Here is an 18,909-nt window from a genome sequence, read left to right on the forward strand (position 1 = left end):
CACATGGCAGGATTCCAGTTCCTCGAGTGGCCGGTGATCCGGCAGCTGCGCGGCGCGGACCCGTCCGGCCGGGGCAGCGCGGTCACCTCGCGGGCGACTCGGAACATCGCTCCCCGCACGCGCGAGGCGGACACCGTCGTCCAGAGCGTCTGCCCGTACTGCGCCGTCGGCTGCGGGCAGAAGGTCTACGCCAAGGACAACCGCGTCATCCAGATCGAGGGCGATCCTGACTCTCCGATCTCGCGAGGTCGGCTCTGCCCCAAGGGGGCCGCGAGCGAGCAGCTGGTCAATTCCTCGCGCCGCGTCACGACGGTCCGCTACCGCCCCCCGTACGCCACGGACTGGCAGGACCTCGACCTCGACACCGCCCTGGACATGATCGCCGACCGCTTCCTCGAAGCGCGACGCCGTCACTGGGAGGAGGAGGACGAGGAGGGCCGCCCGCTGCGGCGGGCGATGGGAATCGCATCGCTCGGCGGCGCGACCATCGACAACGAGGAGAACTACCTCGCCAAGAAGCTCTTCACCGCGGCGGGAGCCATCCAGATGGAGAACCAGGCGCGCATTTGACACTCCGCCACGGTCCCCGGTCTGGGGACCTCGTTCGGACGCGGTGGGGCCACGCAGCACCTGCAGGACATGGCCCATGCCGATTGCATCGTCATCCAGGGCTCCAACATGGCGGAGGCCCATCCGGTGGGCTATCAGTGGGTCATGGAGGCGCGGTCGCGCGGAGCCCGGGTCATCCACGTCGACCCGCGGTTCTCGCGCACCAGCGCGAACGTCGACAAGCACCTGCCGATCCGGGCGGGCACGGACATCGTGCTCCTCGGCGCCCTGATCAACTACGTGCTCGCTCATGACCTCTGGTTCGAGGACTACGTCAAGGCGTTCACCAATGCCTCCTCGATCCTCGAGGAGGACTACGCCGATGCCGAGGACCTCGACGGGCTCTTCTCGGGGTTCGACCCCGCCACGGGCACCTACGACACCTCCTCGTGGCAGTACGCGGATGCGTCCGAGGAGGGCGAGAGCCGGGCGACGGGCACTCCGACGACGCACGGCGAGTCCCACGGCGAATCGCACGGCTCCGGCGGCCCCCAGCTGGGACGCGGCGTGCCTGTCCGGGACGAGAGCCTGCAGGATCCCCAGTGCATCTTCCAGATCCTGAAGCGCCACTACGCCCGGTACACCGCGGAGATGGTCGAGGAGGCGTGCGGCATCTCGCGCGCCGACTTCGAGTACCTGGCCCGGTCGGTGACGGAGAACTCCGGTCCGGAGCGCACCACCTGCTTCGCCTACGCCGTGGGCTGGACCCAGCACGTCGGCGGCGCGCAGTTCATCCGGGCCGCCGGAGTGCTGCAGCTGCTGCTGGGGAACATGGGCCGCCCGGGCGGCGGGATCATGGCGCTGCGGGGCCACGCCACGATCCAGGGCTCGACCGACATCCCGACCTTGTTCAACCTCCTGCCGGGGTACCTGCCGATGCCCAAGGTCGGAGCGCATGATGCGTTCCGGGATTACGTCGACTCGATCGGCACGAAGACCCAGAAGGGCTTCTGGGCGGACTCCGAGTCGTACGCGGTGAACCTGCTCAAAGCGTGGTGGGGCGATGCGGCGACCGCGGAGAACGACTGGGCGTTCGACAACCTGCCGCGCCTGACCGGCGCCCACGGTACGTACCAGACCACGATGCGGATGCTCGAGGACGGCGTCGACGGGTACTTCCTGCTGGGACAGAACCCCGCCGTGGGCTCCGCCAACGGTCGCCTGCAGCGCCTGGGGATGTCGCATCTGAAATGGATGGTCGTGCGTGACTTCTCCATGATCGAATCGGCCACGTGGTGGAAGGAGGGGCCGGAGATCGAATCGGGAGAGCTGAGGACCGAGGACATCGCCACCGAGATGTTCTTCCTGCCCGCCGCGAACCATACGGAGAAGGCCGGGTCGTTCACCCAGACGCAGCGCCTGGTGCAGTGGCGGGAGCGGGCCGTCACCCCGCCCGGTGACTGCACGAGCGAGCTGTCGTTCATGCACGAGCTCGGTCGGCGCGTCCGGGAGCGGCTGAAGGACTCGCAGGATCCGCGGGACCGCCCGCTGCTGGACCTCACCTGGGACTACCCGACCGACGAGCACGGCGAACCGGACCCGGAGGCGGTGCTCAAGGAGATCAACGGCTATCACGTCGGCGGGGAGAAGGATGGCACGCCCCTGTCCTCCTACACGGAGATGACGGCCGACGGCACCACCGCCGGCGGCTGCTGGATCTACGCCGGCGTCTACGCGGGCGGGGTCAACCAGGCTGCCCGTCGCAAACCCGGCAGTGAACAGGACAGCACGGCGGCCGAATGGGCATGGGCGTGGCCCGCCAACCGTCGGATCCTTTACAACCGCGCCTCCGCCGACGCCGACGGCAGGCCCTGGAGCGAACGCAAGAGATATGTCTGGTGGGACGAGGACGCCGAGCAGTGGACCGGGAAGGACGTTCCCGACTTCCCCCCGGACAAGCATCCCCACGACAGGGGGGATGCCGAGAAGGGCGGTGCCGCCGCCCTCGCCGGCAACGATGCGTTCGTCATGCAGGCCGACGGGCGGGGCTGGCTGTTCGCGCCCTCGGGCATGGTGGACGGCCCGTTGCCCACGCACTACGAGGCGGTCGAGTCACCGATCCCCAACCCGTTGTACGCCCAGCAGGCGAACCCCACGCAGAGGACGATCGCGGACCGCGACAACATGAACGCCCCGGGCATCACCGCGACGGCGGCCGAGGGCGAGGTGTATCCGTACGTGTTCACCACCTACCGCCTCACGGAGCATCACACCGCCGGGGGGATGAGCCGTTTCCTGCCGTATCTCGCCGAACTGCAGCCGGAACTGTTCTGCGAGGTCTCCCCGGAGCTCGCGGCCGAGGTCGGGCTGGAACCGTACGGCTGGGCGACCGTGATCTCCGCCCGGTCGGCGATCGAGGCCCGCGTGCTGATCACCCGCCGCATGTCCCCGCTGCGGGCGGGCGGGCGCACGGTGCACCAGATCGGGATCCCGTACCACTGGGCGCAGGGCAGCGAGGCGGTGGTCTCGGGGGACGCGGTCAACGACCTCGTCGGGATGAACCTCGACGCCAACACGCAGATCCAGAACTCCAAGGTCGTCGCCTGCGCGCTGCGCCCCGGCCGTCGTCCGCGCGGACCGGCGCTGCGCGATCTGGTGGCAGACTTCCAGCGTCGGGCGGGGATCGGTCCGACGACGGGCGACGAGGCGATCGCCCCCGCCGTTCTTCCCGAGGATGCGCGGGCCGGGAACACCCCGGGCCAGGACGATGACGAGGCACCCGAGGCCGAGCGCACCACGCGAGAGGAGCACTGATGGGATCGACGATCGAGTCCGCAGGACGTCGGGGGACCGGTGCCGAGACCGAGCACGAGCATCCGCGCAAGGGTTTCTTCACCGACACCTCGATCTGCATCGGATGCAAGGCCTGCGAGGTCGCGTGCAAGGAGTGGAACCGCAATCCTGCCGACGGGGATCTGGAGCTGCTCGGGTCCTCCTTCGACAACACCGGGGGGCTGGGCGCGAACACCTGGCGTCACGTGGCCTTCGTGGAGCAGGACTCCGAGCGCATCGAGGAGGCCCGGGACTCGGGCCGACGTCTCGTCGACCTGGGCATGCCCACCGTGGGCCCCCGCCCCGGCGGCCCGCGGCCCGGTGCGTCGTCAACCCCCGGCGGCCGGCCCGGGGACGACCTCAGCGGCGAGGACACCACGCCGCCGGACACCCCCGAGTTCCGCTGGCTGATGTCCTCGGACGTCTGCAAGCACTGCACCAATGCCGGGTGCCTGGACGTGTGCCCGACCGGAGCGCTGTACCGCACGGAGTTCGGCAGCGTCGTCGTGCAGCAGGACATCTGCAACGGGTGCGGGACCTGTGTGGGCGGATGCCCGTTCGGCGTGATCGAGCGCCGTGACGACGGCACCATCTCCCCGCGGTCCTCCCGCGAGGAGCCGGAGGAGGTCCCCGAGCTCGGGACGGCCCACAAGTGCACCCTCTGCCACGACCGGCTGGTCGACGGCGAGACGCCCGCCTGCGCGCAGACCTGCCCGACCACCTCGATCAAGTTCGGCGACCACGAGGACATGGTCGAGTCCGCCGAGGACCGGGTCCAGCAGCTGCACACGCAGGGCATGACCGAAGCGCGTCTCTACGGCGCCAACGCGAACGACGGCGTGGGCGGCATCGGATCGGTGTTCCTGCTGCTCGACGAGCCCGAGGTCTACGGGCTGCCGCCCGACCCGCAGGTGCCCACGAAGGCGCTGCCGCAGATGTACCGCACGGCCGGGGTCGCCGCCCTCGGGATGATCACCGCGACCGCTCTCGCCTTCCTCGGAGGGCGTCGGTGACGCACGCGGCGCATTCCGAGTACGACGCGTACCGCCCGCCGGAACCGCCGCGGCGGAAGCGTCGAGGTGACGGCAGACCCCGTCGGCAGTCCGGATCGTCCGGCGGAGGCGACGGCTCGCGCGAGACGCCCATGGTCGAGGACATCGAGTTCAGCTCCTACTACGGGCGCCCCGTGGTCAAGGCACCGCCGTGGGAGTGGCCGATCGGCCTGTACCTCTTCGTCGGCGGTCTCGCGGGCGGTTCCGCCCTGCTCGGCGCCGGCGGAGACCTCACCGGTCTGCCCCGCCTGAGACGCAATGCACGGCTGACCGCACTCGGGGCGGTCGGCGTCGGCCTGCCGGCGCTGGTCCTCGACCTCGGGCGCCCGGAGCGCTTCCTGCACATGCTGCGCGTGGTCAAACCGACGTCGCCGATGAGCGTGGGGACCTGGTTGCTGACGGCTTTCGGCACATCCGCCGGGTTCGCCGTGGCCGGTGAGCTGGATCGGATGACCGGCGAGCGCTTGCCGCTGGGCCGTCTTCGACGCCCCCTGCGTGCGGCCGAGGGCGCCGGGGGAGCGACAGCGGCGGTGCTCGGCGCGCCGCTGGCCGCCTACACGGCCGTGCTGCTCGGCGACACCGCCGTCCCCACCTGGGCGGCCTCCCGCAGGGGATTGGCGTACGTCTTCGTGTCCTCGGCGAGCATCGCCGCCGGCGGGGCCGCTCTGGTGACGACCTCCACGCAGGAGTCCGGGCCGGCTCGGATCGTGGCCGTGCTCGGCGCCGCGGGGGACGTGATCGGGATGCGCAGCATGAAGAGGCAGATGCACCCCTTGGAATCCGAACCGCTCGAGACGGGCGGCGCGGGGCGGAAACTCCGGCTGGCCGAGGGCCTCGCGCTCGCGGGCGGTCTGGGAGCGCTGCTGGGCGGACGCCGTCGCGGGATCGCGGTCGTCAGCGGGCTCGCGCTGGTCGGCGCCTCGGCGCTCACCCGCTTCGGCGTGCTCGAGGCCGGTCTGGAATCGGTCAAGGACCCTCGCCGCGTCATCGAGCCGCAGCGGGAGCGGCTCGCTCAGCGCCGCGCAGCCGGTATCACCGATGACTCGATCACCACCGCCCCGCGCCCCGCGGGCCACGAGACGGCGGACCCCGGGCAGACCGGGCCTGGCCCCGCACGGCCCGAGGCCGCCGAGTCCGGCTCCCCGGACACGGGCGCGCCCGATGTCCCGGAGAACCGCGGATACTGAGCGCGGCGGGCACTGCCTGCGGTGAGCACCCTGCGCGGCCACGGCCCGGCTGCCGACCGACGGGGCAGGGTCAGCGCACCTCGAGCCCCGAGCCCCCGACGATCTCGCCGATGATCGGGTGACCGGGGACCTCGCCGACGACCAGCAGCCCGCCGGAGGTCTGCGCATCGGCCAGCAGCAGCAGGTCGTCCTCGGTGATGCCGGGCCCTGCCTGCAGGTGGTCGCGGACCCAGTCGAGGTTCCGTCGGGTGCCGCCGGAGACGTAGCCGTCCCGCAGCGCCTCGGCGGCCCCGTCGATCAGCGGCACCGCGGAGCGGTCCACGACCGCTCCGACCCCGGAGGCCCGCGTCATCTTGTGCAGATGGCCCAGCAGTCCGAAGCCCGTCACGTCGGTCGCGGCCCGGGCCCCGGCGTCCAGGGCGGCCCGGGCCGCCTCCCGGTTCAGGGTGGTCATGGTCTCGACGGCGGCCGCGGAGACCTCGGCGGTGGACGTCATCCGGTTGTTCAGCAGCCCGACGCCGAGCGGTTTGGTCAGCGTCAGCGGCAGGCCGGGCCGCGCGGCATCGTTGCGCAGCAGGCGGTCCGGGTCGGCGGTGCCCGTGACGGCCATGCCGTACTTCGGTTCCGGGTCGTCCACGGAGTGACCGCCGATCACGGGCACGCCCGCCTCCTGGGCGATCGCGAGCCCGCCGGCGAGGACCTCGCGCAGCAGCTCCAGCGGCAGCACGCCGCGCGGCCAGCCCACCAGATTGATCGCCACCACCGGGTCCCCGCCCATCGCGTAGATGTCGGAGAGCGCGTTGGCGGCGGCGATGCGCCCCCAGTCGTAGGCGTCATCCACCACGGGGGTGAAGAAGTCGGCGGTCGACAGCACGGCGGTGCCGCCCGCGATCCGCACCGCGGCGGCGTCGTCCCCGTCGTCCAGCCCCACGATCACCTGTTCGTGCTGTGGGCCGGCGAGGGCGCCGACCACCTCCTCGAGCTCGCCCGGCGGGATCTTGGAGGCGCAGCCGCCGCCGTGGGCCATCGTCGTCAGGCGGACCGCGGGAACCGCCGGGGTCGTCGGCACCGGGATGATCGGGGATTCGGAGACCGGAGAGTCGCTCATGCCCGGAGCCTACTCAGCAGGCTAGGAATGTGCAGGTGGGACGGTGGTACCTTGTGGGCGGAGGCGTACGTGTCCTGGTGGGCGCCCCGGTCTTCAAAACCGGTGAGACCGAGCATCTCGGTCTGGCGGGTTCGATTCCCGTCCGCCTCCGCCAACGCCATGCCGCGCCGAGGAGGTTCACCGTGACCCAGGATCCGGGGAGCCGCCGGGCCCCGGGGGGCCGTGAGGCGCCGGGACGCCCTGCGGGTCCGCTGCCCAGGCCGGCGACGGAGGACCCTCGGCGGCGCATCCCGCGCACGGACTCCCTGCTCGCCCACCCTGAGATCGCGCGAGCGAGCGCGACCATGAGCGCTCGCGTGGTGCGCGACCTCGTCCGGGCTGCCCAGGACCGCGCCCGGGGCGGACAGATCGCTCCCGAGCAGGTGCTCGACGAGGTCCTCGCCGCGCTCGGCGACGGCGCCGCCTCCTCGCTGCGCCCGGTGCTGAACGCCACCGGGGTCATCGTGCACACCAACCTCGGCCGTGCGCCGCTGTCCGAGACCGCCCGGGAAGCGGTCCAGGACGCCGCCGGGTACACCGACGTCGAGTTCGACCTCGCCACCGGGGCACGATCCCGTCGCGGCGCAGGGGCCCGGGCCGCCCTGCTGGCCGCCTGCCCCGCGGCCGAGGAAGCGCTCGTGGTCACCAACGGCGCCGCCGCCCTGCTGCTCGCGACCACCGCCCTGGTCGGGTCCGGCGACGTGGTGCTCAGCCGGGGGGAGATGATCGAGATCGGGGCCGGATTCCGATTGCCCGACCTCATCACCTCCACCGGCGCGGCGCTTCACGAGGTCGGCACCACCAACCGCACCCACCTGGCCGACTACGAACAGGCCCTCGGACCCGACACCGGCTGCGTGCTGCGGATCCACACCAGCAACTACCGCGTCATCGGCTTCACCAGCGAGGTCCCCCTGCCCGATATCGCCGGCCCCTGCCGCGCCGCGGGTGTCCCTCTGGTCGCCGACCTCGGCAGCGGCCTGCTCGCCCCCGAACCGCTCCTGCCCGCCGAGCCCGACGCCGCCACCGCCCTGCGTGACGGCGCGGACCTCGTCCTCGCCAGCGGGGACAAGCTCCTCGGCGGGCCCCAAGCCGGCATCCTGCTCGGGACGGCCGAGGTCATCGCACGCCTGGCCCGTCATCCGCTGGCGCGGGCGGTCCGCGCCGACAAACTCACCCTGGCCGCCCTCGAAGCGACGTTGACGGGCCCCACCCCGCCGGTGCTCGCGGCCCTGCGCACCGACGAGGGCCGGCTGCGCGAGCGCACCGCCGCCCTCGCCGGACGGACGGGCGGGCGGCTCGTCGCCCACGACGGCCGCGTCGGCGGCGGGGAAGGGGCCGAGGTGCCGCTGCCCGGCTGGGCGGTCGCCCTCGAGCCCGAGCTCGCCGGGCCCCTGCGCACCGGCAGACCCGCGGTCGTGGCGACCGTGCGGGAGGACACCTGCCTGCTGGACCTGCGCTGCATCCCCGAGGATCAGGACGACCTGGTGATCGCGGCCGTCGAGGCGGCGCGGGCCCGGGGCAGGACCGCGGAGCCGCCCCGATGAGGCAGGTGGTCGCGACCGCCGGGCACGTCGACCACGGCAAGTCGACGCTGATCCGCGCCCTGACCGGCACCGACCCGGACCGTCTGCGCGAGGAGAAGCAGCGGGGGCTGACCATCGAGCTCGGCTTCGCCGGGATGACCCTGCCCTCGGGCACGGAGGTGTCCTTCGTCGACGTTCCCGGGCACGAGCGATTCCTGGGCACCATGCTGGCTGGTCTCGGACCTGCCCCGATCGTGTGCTTCGTGATCGCGGCCGACGAGGGCTGGAGCGCCCAGTCCGGCGACCACCGCGACGCTCTCGAGGCGCTCGGCATCGACCAGGGGCTGATCGTCATCACCCGCACCGACCTGGCCCCGGACCGGGTGGAGACCGCTCTCGCCCGGTCCCGCGCCGAGCTGGCCGGGACCGGGCTCGCCGATGCCCCCGCCGTCGCCGTCTCCTCGGTGACCGGGGACGGGCTGGACCAGCTGCGGGACCGGCTCGACGAGGTCGTGCGCAGCGCTCCGGCGCCGTCGGCGACACAGCGGATACGGCTGTGGGTGGATCGTTCCTTCCCGATCTCCGGCGCCGGCACCGTGGTCACCGGCACGCTCCCGGCCGGGACCCTCGCGCAGGGGGACCGGCTCGAGCTGGCCGGGGCCCGACGCGGGGGTGTGCTCACCGTCCGCGGTCTTCAGCACCTCGGCGGACAGACCGACCGGCTCGTCCCGGTCACGCGGGCGGCGGTGAATCTGCGCGGGGTGGCCGCCGAGAACATCGGACGCGGCGACGCCCTGCTCACCCCCGGGACATGGATGCACACTGCCGTGCTGGACGTGCGCCGCGTGAGCGGTGACGGCTTCGAGAACTCCCCGGCACAGCTGATGGTCCACCTCGGCACCGCGACCGTCGCGGCCCGGCTGCGGCCGCTGGGAGCGGACCATGCGCGCCTCACCCTCGACCGGCCGCTCCCGCTGACGGTCGGGGACCGCCTGGTCCTGCGCGCCACCAGCTCCCGCGCCGTACGCGGGGGCGCGGTCGTGCTCGACCTCGACCCGCCCCACCTCGACCGCCGCGGGGAAGGCCGGCGCCGAGCCCGGACCCTCGCGTCGATGCCGGCCCAGGGAGACGCCGCCGCTGAGGTGGCGCGCCGCGGCGCGATGCGGGAGGACACCCTGGTCCGCGCCGGGATCGCCGTGCCCGAGCAGCTCCCGGACACGCTGGCCCGGCACGGGCGCTGGCTGGTGGACGCCCCCGCGCTGCAGTCCTGGTCCGTACGGCTGCGAGAGCTCGTCGCCGCGGACCGTGACGCCGACGCGCTGTCCCCGGGACTGCCGCGCAAGGCGGCGGCCGACGCCCTGGAGCTGCCCGACCCGGACCTGCTGGCCCCCGTCCTCGCCGCCGCCGGCCTGCACCAGGTGACAGGGCGCATCCGCGCGACGACCGACGCCGACTCCCTGGGCCCGGCCGAGCCCGCGGTGCGTCGGCTCGAACAGCGCCTGGGCGAGCATCCCTTCGTCGCCCCGGAGGCCGACGAGCTGGTCGTGCTGGGCCTGGGACCGCGCGAGCTCGCCGCGGCCGCCCGGCTGCGGCGATTGCTGCGTCTGCCCGGGGAGGTGATCCTGCTGCCCACCGCGCCGGCACTGGCCATGCGCGAGCTCGCCGCGCTGCCGCAGCCGTTCACCACCAGCCAGGCCCGGCAGGCACTGGGCACCACGCGGCGCATCGCGGTCCCGCTGCTGGAGCACCTGGATGCCCGCGGCTGGACCCGCCGCCCGGACCGGGGCCACCGCGAGGTCGTGCGCTGAGCCCCGGTGGCCGGCGCCTCCCGGCGGATCGGCCGGCGGTCAGCGCCGCCCGGACAACCACTCCCGGTGCGCCGCCAGGAGCGCGTTCTGTGCCGTGGAGTGGTCCGCGTCGCCGAGCAGCGATCCCGGGGAGGTCGGGGACTCCCAGAGCGCCCGCACCTCGATCCGGGACCGGTCGCGGAGCTCCGCGATCGCCACGGTGCGGGACGTGCCCGACGGGGGCGGCAGCAGCTGATGGAGCTGCTCCCAGCGCACGGACCGCTCGGCCCCGAGGAACCCGCACCAGGTGAATCCGTCGGCATCGATCTGCAGGCGGGAGCGCCGCGCGCCGCGCAGCACGAAGGCTCCGCCGGCGAGGGCGAGCGCGGCCGGGATGAACAGGGCGAGGAAGCCCGCGGCACCCAGCACGATGGTCAGCACGATCGCGGTGATCCCCGCGCCGATGCCGATCAGCATGACCAGGGGTCCGATGACGAGATTCACGCGCGATCCTGCGCCGCGGATCGTCCGTGGCATGTGCGCCTCCGAGGGATGGTGGGGTGTGGTGGGCCGTGCCGGGTGGGCCGTGGTGCTCCGAGGAGCCCGCCCGGCGGTGCTGCGGGATCCACCCTATGGGGAGTACTCCCCATGGGCGGGACGGAGCGATCGTCGTAGGCTCGCTCCCACGTCAGGGTCAGCGGAGGACAGCACGAGGGGAGCGGTCGTGGCCGAATTCTACGGTGGGGACACCGAGCAGATGCGGCAGCACGGCGCGGCCTGCACACAGGGGGCACAGAGGCTCGAGGACCTCGTCGCGAGTGCGCAGTCCGCGATCGACAGCGCGAGCTGGGAGGGCCCGGACGCAGATGCATTCCGGGAGCGCTGGCACGGCGCCGTGCGGCAGGAGCTGCTGGCCCGCAGCGAGGACGTGCGCGAGCGGGCGCGTCAGCTCGAGCAGCACGCGGAGCAGCAGGACGAGACCTCCCGCGACGGCGGCTTCTTCGACGTCGTCTCCGGCCGGCTGCCCGGCGGGCCCTTCGGCCCGTTGATGCCGCTGCCGGCGTTCCCCGGTGCTCCGCTGGGGCCGGGGCTCCTCGGGGTGCTGGGCAACGCTCTGGGAACCGGTGACCCCGGGGGAGGAGGCCCGGGCTTCTACGGCGACCCCGGATATGGCGTCGGCAATGCCGCCTCGAACGCCCGCCCGGTCGGGGGGAATGACGCGGGCGGATCGCACTGGGACGGCCGCGAGATCGACAACGAGCGCGGCTACTTCGACGGGTACGCGAACACGCGCGCGAGCGCCGGCACCAGCACCACGACCGATGAGTTCGGCAACACCACCCGGACCGCAGGGGCCCGCGCCGGGGCCGAGATCGGATTCGACGAGCAGCTGAACCTGCCCGGCGGGATGTCGTACCAGACCGACGGCCGCCTCGGCGCGGAGGCGTACGCCGAGGCGGGGATCACGACGGGTCCGGACGGGGCGAGCATGGGCGCCTCGGCCGGCGCCGGCGCCTACGGCGACATCCACGGCACCTTGAACGGCCCCTTCGGGTCCAGCAACACGATCGGCGTCACCGGGTACGCCGGGGCCGAGGCCCACGTGAACTCCTATGCCCATCTGACGCGCAACGACGAGGGCGACGTCAACGGCTTCACCTTCGGGGCCGACGCCGGAGCGTTCGCGGGCGCCAAGGCCGATGCGGACTTCTCCTCGACCTCGCCGGGCGGCTGGTTCAGCTCCTCGGGCTCCTTCGGCGTCGAGGCGGGCGCCGGCATCGGCGGGAGCTACGGCGGGACCGTCTCGACCGACGAGGTCGGCCTGGCCGTCGGCGGCGACGTCGCCGCCGCCGTCGGCATCGATGCGGACCTCGCCGTCTCGATCCACCCCAACGAGATCGTCAACGACATCACGCCCGGAGATTACAACCTCGACGACGCCATCGGCGACGCCCAGGGCGCCTTCGAGGGTGCCAGCGACTTCGTCGAGGACAAGTGGCCGTTCTGAGCCCCGGGCCGCTCGCTCAGCCCTGGTTCCGCGGCTGCTTGACCGGCGGCTCGCCCAGCTCGACGTCCTCGGCGAGGATGTCCTCGCCCTCTCCGGCCACGAGCTCGAACCGCTCGATCCGGCCCAGCGCCGTGAGGTCCGCGGAGGCGGCCTCGAGATGCCCCAGGGACGTCTGCGGCGCCACCAGCTTCACCTGGAGGATCGGGGTCTTCTGGGAGACCTTCGCATCGGACTTGATGCGCCGCACCGAGACCGCGGCGCGGGCGACGGAATCCAGCAGCGACTCGTCCTGCCCGGCAGCGGCCTCGCGCAGGGGCTCCGCGACGGGCCAGGCCTGGGTGTGCACGCTGCCGCCGCGCCACCACGACCAGACCTCCTCGGTGGCGAAGACGATCACGGGGGCGAACAGGCGCAGCAGCACCTCGAGGGTGATCGCCAGCGCCGCTCGGGCCGACGCCGCCCCGGCGTCCCCCGCGGGTCCGTTGCCGTGGGCACGCTCCTTGACCAGCTCGATGTAGTCGTCGCAGAAGGCCCAGAAGAAGGGCTCGGCGACCTCGAGGCTGCGGGCATAGTCCATCTCCTCGAAGGCGGCCGTGGCCTGGTCGACGACCCGGGCGAGATTCGCCAGCAGAGCGCGATCCAGCGGATCGGTGACGGCCGACGGGTCCGCGGCCAGGCGTCCGCTGGGGTCCGCCGGGGCGGTGCCGAAGCCGAGGGCGAACTTGGAGGCGTTGAGGATCTTGATCGCCAGGCGTCGGCCGATCTTCATCTGCCCCTCGTCGAAGGCCGTGTCCACGCCCTGGCGCGCCCGGCCCGCCCAGTAGCGCACCCCGTCGGAGCCGTGCTGGTGCAGCAGACCGATGGGGGTGACCACGTTGCCCTTGGACTTGGACATCTTCTTGCGGTCCGGGTCCAGGATCCAGCCGTTGATCGAGGCGTGCTTCCACGGCAGCGAATCCTGCTGCAGATGGGAGCGCACGATCGTGGAGAACAGCCAGGTGCGGATGATGTCGTGCCCCTGGGGGCGCAGATCCATCGGATACACCGTGGAGAAGAGCCCGTCGGAGGCCGCGTCGGCGTTCCAGCCGCCCGCGAGCTGCGGGCTCAGCGAGGAGGTCGCCCAGGTGTCGAGGATGTCCGGGTCGGCGACGAAGCCGCCGGGGCGGTTCCGCTGCGACTCCTCGTACCCGGCGGGCACGTCGATCGTGGGGTCGATCGGCAGCGACTCGACGGGCGGGGTGAGCACCGTGTCGTAATCGGTCTCGCCATCGGCACCGACCGCATACCAGAGGGGGAACGGCACGCCGTAGAAGCGCTGGCGGGAGATCAGCCAGTCGCCGGTGAGGCCCTCGACCCAGTTGCGGTAGCGGGATTCCATGTACGCGGGGTGCCAGGTCAGCTCGGACCCGCGGGCGATGAGCTCATCGCGCAGGCCTCCTTCGGAGGTGTCGCGCCCGCCGTTGGTGAGGTACCACTGGCGGGAGGTGACGAACTCCAGCGGCTTGTCGCCGTTCTCGTAGAACTTCACCGGGTGGGAGATCTTCTCCGGCTCGCCGACCAGGTCCCCGGAGGCGGTGAGCATCTCCACCACGCGCTTCTGGGCGCTGAACACCGTCAGCCCCACCAGCTCGGAGTAGGAGGCCCGGCCGTCGGCGGTGGTGATCCACGGAGTCTCGGGCAGGAAGCGGCCGTCGCGACCCACCACGGAGCGGGTGGGCAACTCGAGCTCGCGCCACCACGTCACGTCGTTCGCGTCGCCGAAGGTGCAGATCATCGCGATGCCGGCGCCCTTGTCCATCTGGGCGAGGGGGTGCGCCATGACGGGCACCTCGACGCCGAACAGGGGAGAGGTCACGGTGGAGCCGAACAGCTCCTGGTAGCGCTCGTCCTCGGGATGGGCCACCAGGGCCACGCAGGCCGGCAGAAGCTCGGGGCGGGTGGTCTCGATGAACACCGTCTCCCCGGTGCCGTCGATCCTGGTGAAACCGATGCGGTGGTAGGCGCCGTCGCGCTCGCGGTCCTCCTGCTCGGCCTGCGCCACCGCGGTGCGGTAGGTGACGTCCCACATCGTGGGTGCCTCCGCCTGGTACGCCTGACCCTGCTCGAGGTTCTCGAGGAAGGCGCGCTGGGAGGTCGCGCGGGAGGCGGCGTCGATCGTCTGGTAGCTGTGGTTCCAGTCCACCGACAGTCCCAGGGTGCGGAAGACCTCTTCGAAGGACTTCTCGTCCAGGGTGGTGAGCCGCTCGCACAGCTCGATGAAGTTGCGGCGCGAGACCGGCAGCTGGTTCGCGGCCTTGGAGGACTTGTTCGAGCCGCCCTCCTGCGGGGGCGTGAAGTCCGGATCGTAGGGCAGGCTCGGGTCGCAGCGCACCCCGTAGTAGTTCTGGGCGCGACGCTCGGTGGGCAGGCCGTTGTCGTCCCAGCCCAGCGGGTAGAACACGTTCTTGCCGCGCATGCGCTGGTAGCGCACGATCATGTCCGCCTGCGAGTAGCCGAACACGTGGCCGATGTGCAGCGATCCGGACGCCGTCGGCGGCGGGGTGTCGACGCTGAACACCTGGTCACGGGTGGTGTCCTGGTCGAAGGCGTAGAGCTGCTGCTCGCTCCATACCCCGTCCCACTTCTCCTCGAGACCCTCCAGGGAGGGTCGATCGGGGAGGGCAGGACCAGTGTCAGGGCGCGGTGCGGTATCGGTCATGGGGCCATTGTTCCAGGTCTGCGCCTCGGTGCAACGCAGGCGTCAGCAGTGTGAGCGCCCTCGCGAGGCTCCGGAGGCCTCATCGGCCCGAGAGTTCTGGTGCCGCGTGCGGCGAGAGCTCCGTCGCCCGGCGCGGCTCACGGCACCCGGGTGGTCCATTCCTCGGTGGCGAACTTCGTGGTCACCAGGTCCCGGGCCTTCGCCAGCTCGTCCTCGGTGTACGTCGAGTCGACGGTGTCGTAACGGGCGCGGAAGAAGTCCAGGAACCCCTCGATGATCTGCTCGCGGGCCAGGCCCGTCTGCGAGCGCATCGGGTCCACGCGCTTGTTCGCGCTGCGGGTGCCCTTGTCCGAGAGCTTCTCCCTGCCGATCCTCAGCACCTCGGCCATCTTGTCGGCGTCGATGTCGTAGCTCATCGTCACGTGGTGCAGCAGCACGCCTCCGGCGAAGCGACGCTGGGCGGCACCACCGATCTTGCCCTGCTCGGAGGCGATGTCGTTCAGCGGCACGTAATGGGCCTTCACCCCGATCTCCGCGAGCGCCCCCATCACCCAGTCGTCGAGGTAGGCGTAGGCCTGCTCGAAGCTGAGCCCCTCGACCAGCGAGGTGGGCACCACCAGGGAGTAGGTGATGCAGTTGCCCTGCTCCATGAACATGGCGCCGCCGCCGGTGATGCGCCGCACCACGCCGATGCCGTGCTTCCGCGCCCCGTCGGCGTCGATCTCATTGCTCAGCGACTGGTAGGAGCCGATCACCACGAGCGGGGAGTCCCAGTCCCAGATCCGGAAATGGGGACGGCGCCGGCCGGCGATCACCTCGTGGGGCAGCACCTCGTCCAGCGCGACGTGCATCACCGGCGGCAGCGAGACCGCCGGGATCACGTCGAAGGTGAGGTCCTCCCAGCTGGAGGCGTGGCCGAGCGCGCGTCGGGTCGCGATCGCGATCGCCTCCTCGTCGAAGCCGATCATCTCGACGGGATCGGACCGGGACTCGAGCCGCGCCGTGACGGCGGCGGAGAGCTCCGCGGCCGTGGCCTGGGTGGGCATCCCCTCCAGGGCGGCGTTCAGATCCTCGAGAGCGTCGTCGGGCTCGAGGAAGAAGTCTCCGAACACGTGGGCGGTGGCGATCCGACCGTCCTCGGTCGTCAGCTCCACCGAGACCAGCTTGCCGCCGCGGACCTTGTACTCGCCGTGCATCGTCGTGCTGTTCTCGCGCTCATCCATGACCCCATCCTCTCGCATCCTCTCGCACCCGGACGGCAGCGCGCGGACGCGAGCGCGGGCCGGGCAGAGCGGCCCCCACGTGCCAGGAGCAGTGCCGGACAGCGCGGGACGGGAACCGGGTGGCCCAGCGGTGGTCAGCCGATCCCGCCGCGGGCGTAGATCGTCCGCACCAGGTCCTCGACGGCGGGTTCGGTCAGCGCCAAGTCCCGCACCGTGGTCTGGGCGCCGATCGCCGACAGCAGCGCGGGAACCGTCAGCTCCGCCCCCGAGAAGCGGATGCGGTGGCGGATCCCCTCGGCCTCCACCGCCGCCGTCTCGGCCGAGCCCGGCAGGGCGAGGGCGGCGACCGGCTCGGCGAGGTCGACGACCAGCTCCCGGGGCGCGCCGAGATGCGCGCGGAAGGAGTCCAGCGCCCCGTCGTAGGCGACCGTGCCGGCATTGACGACCACGATCCGCTCGCACAGCCGCTCCACGTCGCCCATGTCGTGCGTGGTCAGGAACAACGTCGTGCCGCGCTCGGCGCGGTCGGTGCGCAGGAAGCGCCGCAGCCCCTCCTTGGAGACCATGTCCAGCCCGATCGTCGGCTCGTCGAGCACCACCAGGTCGGGGGAGTGCAGGAGCGCGGCCGCCACCTCGCCGCGCATCCGCTGGCCGAGCGAGAGCTGACGCACCGGGCGGCCCAGGAAGCCGCCGAGGTCCAGGCCCTCGACCAGGCGATCCAGCCGTGCTTCGCGCTGTCGGTCGGTGAGCCGGTGCATCGCGGCGAGGATCGTGTAGCTCTCCCGCAGGGGCAGGTCCCACCACAGCTGGGAGCGCTGGCCGAACACGACGCCGATCTCGCGGGCGAGGTGCCGCCGCTGGGGCACCGGATCGCGGCCGAGCACGCGCAGGCCCCCGGACGTCGGGCGCAGGATGCCCGTCATCATCTTGATGGTGGTGGACTTGCCGGCGCCGTTGGCGCCGACGAAGCCGACCGACTCGCCCCGGGCGATGGTCAGCGAGACGTCGTCGACCGCGCGCACGATCTGGCGCCGACGCCGGCGCGAGCCGGCCACCCTCGAGCGCACCGCGTAGTCGCGGCGCAGAGAGCTCAGCTCGACGGCCGGCTCGTCGGGCGCTGCGGTCGGGGGACCGCCGCAGGGATCGGAGGCGTCGGTCGAGGGATGGGGTTCGGGGGTGGTCATCCACCGGCTCCTGTGTATCGACGGACTCCCGCGCGCCAGGCCGTGCCGGCGACGATCCAGGCGAGGAGCGCGGCGGGCAGCCCGGCCCACCCGGCCCATGCGGGGACCAGGAGGGGACCGGGCAGGTCCAGCAGCGCGAGAGTGGGGGCGTAGGCGATCAGCGTCGCGGGGACGACGAAGGTGAAGAAGGCGCGCAGCGGCAGGGCGAACACCGCGCCCGGGGTGGTGGCGACATAGTTGCCGCCGTAGGTGAAGGCGTTGGCGAACTCACGGCCGTCGACGAGCCAGAACTGCAGGGCGCCGGCCAGGGTGAACAGGGCGCCGAAGATCAGGGCACCGGCCGGCGGGGCCAGGATCGCGAGCGCCACCGTGGCGACGGTGGGCTGGAAGCCGGCGATCCCCAGCGCGGTCACGAACATCGCCAGCCCCACGAGGATCCGGCCGATGCGGCGCAGCGACAGGTCCAGGCTGGAGATCTGCAGGAGCACCGGCACGGGTCGGATCAGCAGGGACTCGAGCTTCCCGGACCTGATGGCGCTCGAGAGACCGTCGATCTCCCCGAAGAGCATGTCGGCGATCCCGAAGGCCAGCGCGCCGAGGCCGTAGACCACCGCGACCTGGGGGAGCGTCATCCCGCCCAGGGTGCTGACCTGCGAGAGGATCACCCACAGCTCGAGGAACTCGGTGCCGACGATGAGCACTTGACCGGCGAGGTCGGCGAGGAAGCTGGCGCGGAAAGTCGCCTGGGAGCGGATCCGCGAGCCGTACAGGGTCGCCACTATGCGGGCCGTCGAGACCGGACGATCCGGGTCGCGGCGGCGCGGTGGGCGCGTCGTGCGGGCGGGACGGGGCCTCGGGTCAGCCACCTTGGACCTCCACGCTGCGCACACCCGAACGCAGCATCAGCTGGGCCGCGAGGGCGAGCACCGCCAGCCACGCCCCCTGGACCAGGACCAGGGGGAGCGCCTCGAGGGGCGGGATGCGGCCGGAGAGGGTGTCGATCGGGGTCTGGATCATCGAGGGGAACGGGGTGGCGCGGGCGATGGTCAGCAGCCAGTCCGGGAACCACACGATCGGGATCAGGAAACCCGAGAGCAGGTTCATCACGCCGTTGTAGACGACGGTCAGCCCCCGCGTCTCCAGCAGCCAGAAGGCCGCGAGGTTGACCATCATGTCTGCCAGGAACGCCACCGTGATCGCCAGCAGGAGCGAGACGGCCCCCAGCAGGTAGGAGAGGGGATCCTTCGGCAGCGCGAGCCCCGTCACCAGCGCGCCCACCAGCAGGGGAGGGATGCCGCGCCCCAGCAGCAGGAACGCGGAGCGGCCGAGCTTCTGCGCGTAGTACAGGCCGAGGAACGCGGTGGGCCGCAGCAGGTCGACCGCCACATCGCCCTGGTGGACCCGCTGGGAGACCTCGCGGGTGCCGAAGGCCTCGACCGGCGCCAGCAGGGCCTGTCCGAGCCACACGTAGGTCGCGGCCTGGGCGACGGTGTACCCGCTGAGCTCTCCGCCCGCCGTCGTGATCGCGGCGATCAGGATCGAGGCGCGGATGAGCCCGAAGACGGTGTTGGTGAAGACCCCGGCGGCGGTCGCCATCCGGTAGGTCGAGTACTGGCGGAAGGACGCCGAGGCGATCGACCAGTACGTGGGCACTCGCGCGATCCTAGCGAGGTGTGGAGCCTGTCACAAGGTCCATCGCGGCGGGGTTCGCGGCCG

13 protein-coding genes and 1 tRNA gene are annotated in these 18,909 nt (G+C 72.2%); 7 read left to right on the top strand and 7 right to left on the bottom strand.

The window, feature by feature from the left end:
- Window positions 1-3 precede the first annotated feature (3 nt).
- From fdh to nrfD, 3 genes are all read left to right on the top strand, one after another.
- Window positions 4-3,363 carry a formate dehydrogenase gene (fdh, locus tag BH708_RS18755; RefSeq protein WP_253705405.1) on the top strand — a complete coding sequence of 1,120 codons (3,360 nt, stop codon included), beginning with the start codon at window positions 4-6 and terminating at the stop codon, window positions 3,361-3,363.
- Window positions 3,363-4,394 (top strand): 4Fe-4S dicluster domain-containing protein, encoded by a 1,032-nt coding sequence (locus tag BH708_RS18760; RefSeq protein WP_076810471.1) that lies wholly within the window; start codon window positions 3,363-3,365, stop codon window positions 4,392-4,394. Before fdh ends, BH708_RS18760 begins: the two co-directional genes overlap by 1 nt.
- Window positions 4,395-4,525: 131 nt before the next feature.
- Window positions 4,526-5,620, top strand: a complete 1,095-nt coding sequence (gene nrfD / locus BH708_RS18765; RefSeq protein WP_076810472.1) for an NrfD/PsrC family molybdoenzyme membrane anchor subunit — start codon at window positions 4,526-4,528, stop codon at window positions 5,618-5,620.
- A 70-nt stretch (window positions 5,621-5,690) separates the two neighbouring features.
- Here the strand turns inward: nrfD and selD are convergent, their stop codons facing one another.
- Complete coding sequence (gene selD, locus BH708_RS18770) at window positions 5,691-6,728, bottom strand: selenide, water dikinase SelD (RefSeq protein WP_076810473.1); 1,038 nt, start codon at window positions 6,726-6,728, stop codon at window positions 5,691-5,693.
- A gap of 59 nt (window positions 6,729-6,787) precedes the next feature.
- Here selD and BH708_RS18775 point away from each other — a divergent pair.
- The 3 genes from BH708_RS18775 to selB all read left to right on the top strand — a co-directional run bounded on the left by BH708_RS18775 (window position 6,788) and on the right by selB (window position 10,101).
- Window positions 6,788-6,882 (top strand) — tRNA-Sec (locus tag BH708_RS18775).
- Between the two features lie 97 nt (window positions 6,883-6,979).
- The gene (gene selA / locus BH708_RS18780; protein WP_076811612.1) at window positions 6,980-8,314 is read left to right on the top strand and encodes an L-seryl-tRNA(Sec) selenium transferase; all 1,335 of its coding nucleotides are present in this window, start codon (window positions 6,980-6,982) and stop codon (window positions 8,312-8,314) included.
- Complete coding sequence (gene selB, locus BH708_RS18785) at window positions 8,311-10,101, top strand: selenocysteine-specific translation elongation factor (RefSeq protein ID WP_076810474.1); 1,791 nt, start codon at window positions 8,311-8,313, stop codon at window positions 10,099-10,101. Before selA ends, selB begins: the two co-directional genes overlap by 4 nt.
- A 39-nt stretch (window positions 10,102-10,140) precedes the next feature.
- Here the strand turns inward: selB and BH708_RS18790 are convergent, their stop codons facing one another.
- Window positions 10,141-10,584: a hypothetical protein gene (locus BH708_RS18790; RefSeq protein WP_253705406.1), complete on the bottom strand. Its 444-nt coding sequence runs from the start codon at window positions 10,582-10,584 to the stop codon at window positions 10,141-10,143.
- 220 nt (window positions 10,585-10,804) lie between these two features.
- Here BH708_RS18790 and BH708_RS18795 point away from each other — a divergent pair, with 220 nt between their 5' ends.
- Window positions 10,805-12,088 carry a WXG100 family type VII secretion target gene (locus tag BH708_RS18795; RefSeq protein ID WP_076810476.1) on the top strand — a complete coding sequence of 428 codons (1,284 nt, stop codon included), beginning with the start codon at window positions 10,805-10,807 and terminating at the stop codon, window positions 12,086-12,088.
- Between the two features lie 16 nt (window positions 12,089-12,104).
- On the opposite strand, the gene valS is transcribed toward BH708_RS18795, so the two are convergent.
- The 5 genes from valS to BH708_RS18820 form a co-directional block, all read right to left on the bottom strand.
- A complete protein-coding gene (valS, locus tag BH708_RS18800) occupies window positions 12,105-14,786 on the bottom strand; it encodes a valine--tRNA ligase (RefSeq protein ID WP_076810477.1) in 2,682 nt (893 codons plus the stop codon).
- 137 nt (window positions 14,787-14,923) lie between these two features.
- Complete coding sequence (locus BH708_RS18805; RefSeq protein ID WP_076811614.1) at window positions 14,924-15,982, bottom strand: lipoate protein ligase C-terminal domain-containing protein; 1,059 nt, start codon at window positions 15,980-15,982, stop codon at window positions 14,924-14,926.
- A 161-nt stretch (window positions 15,983-16,143) separates the two neighbouring features.
- Window positions 16,144-17,193, bottom strand: a complete 1,050-nt coding sequence (locus BH708_RS18810) for an ATP-binding cassette domain-containing protein (protein WP_083713809.1) — start codon at window positions 17,191-17,193, stop codon at window positions 16,144-16,146.
- Complete coding sequence (locus tag BH708_RS18815; RefSeq protein ID WP_253705407.1) at window positions 17,190-18,059, bottom strand: ABC transporter permease; 870 nt, start codon at window positions 18,057-18,059, stop codon at window positions 17,190-17,192. The genes BH708_RS18810 and BH708_RS18815 overlap by 4 nt, the downstream gene beginning before the upstream one ends.
- On the bottom strand, window positions 18,052-18,846 hold the full coding sequence (locus BH708_RS18820; protein WP_157236054.1) for an ABC-2 family transporter protein: 795 nt from the start codon (window positions 18,844-18,846) through the stop codon (window positions 18,052-18,054). The genes BH708_RS18815 and BH708_RS18820 overlap by 8 nt, the downstream gene beginning before the upstream one ends.
- Window positions 18,847-18,909: the final 63 nt, after the last annotated feature.

It is taken from the genome of Brachybacterium sp. P6-10-X1, assembly GCF_001969445.1.
Taxonomy (GTDB): Bacteria; Actinomycetota; Actinomycetes; order Actinomycetales; family Dermabacteraceae; genus Brachybacterium.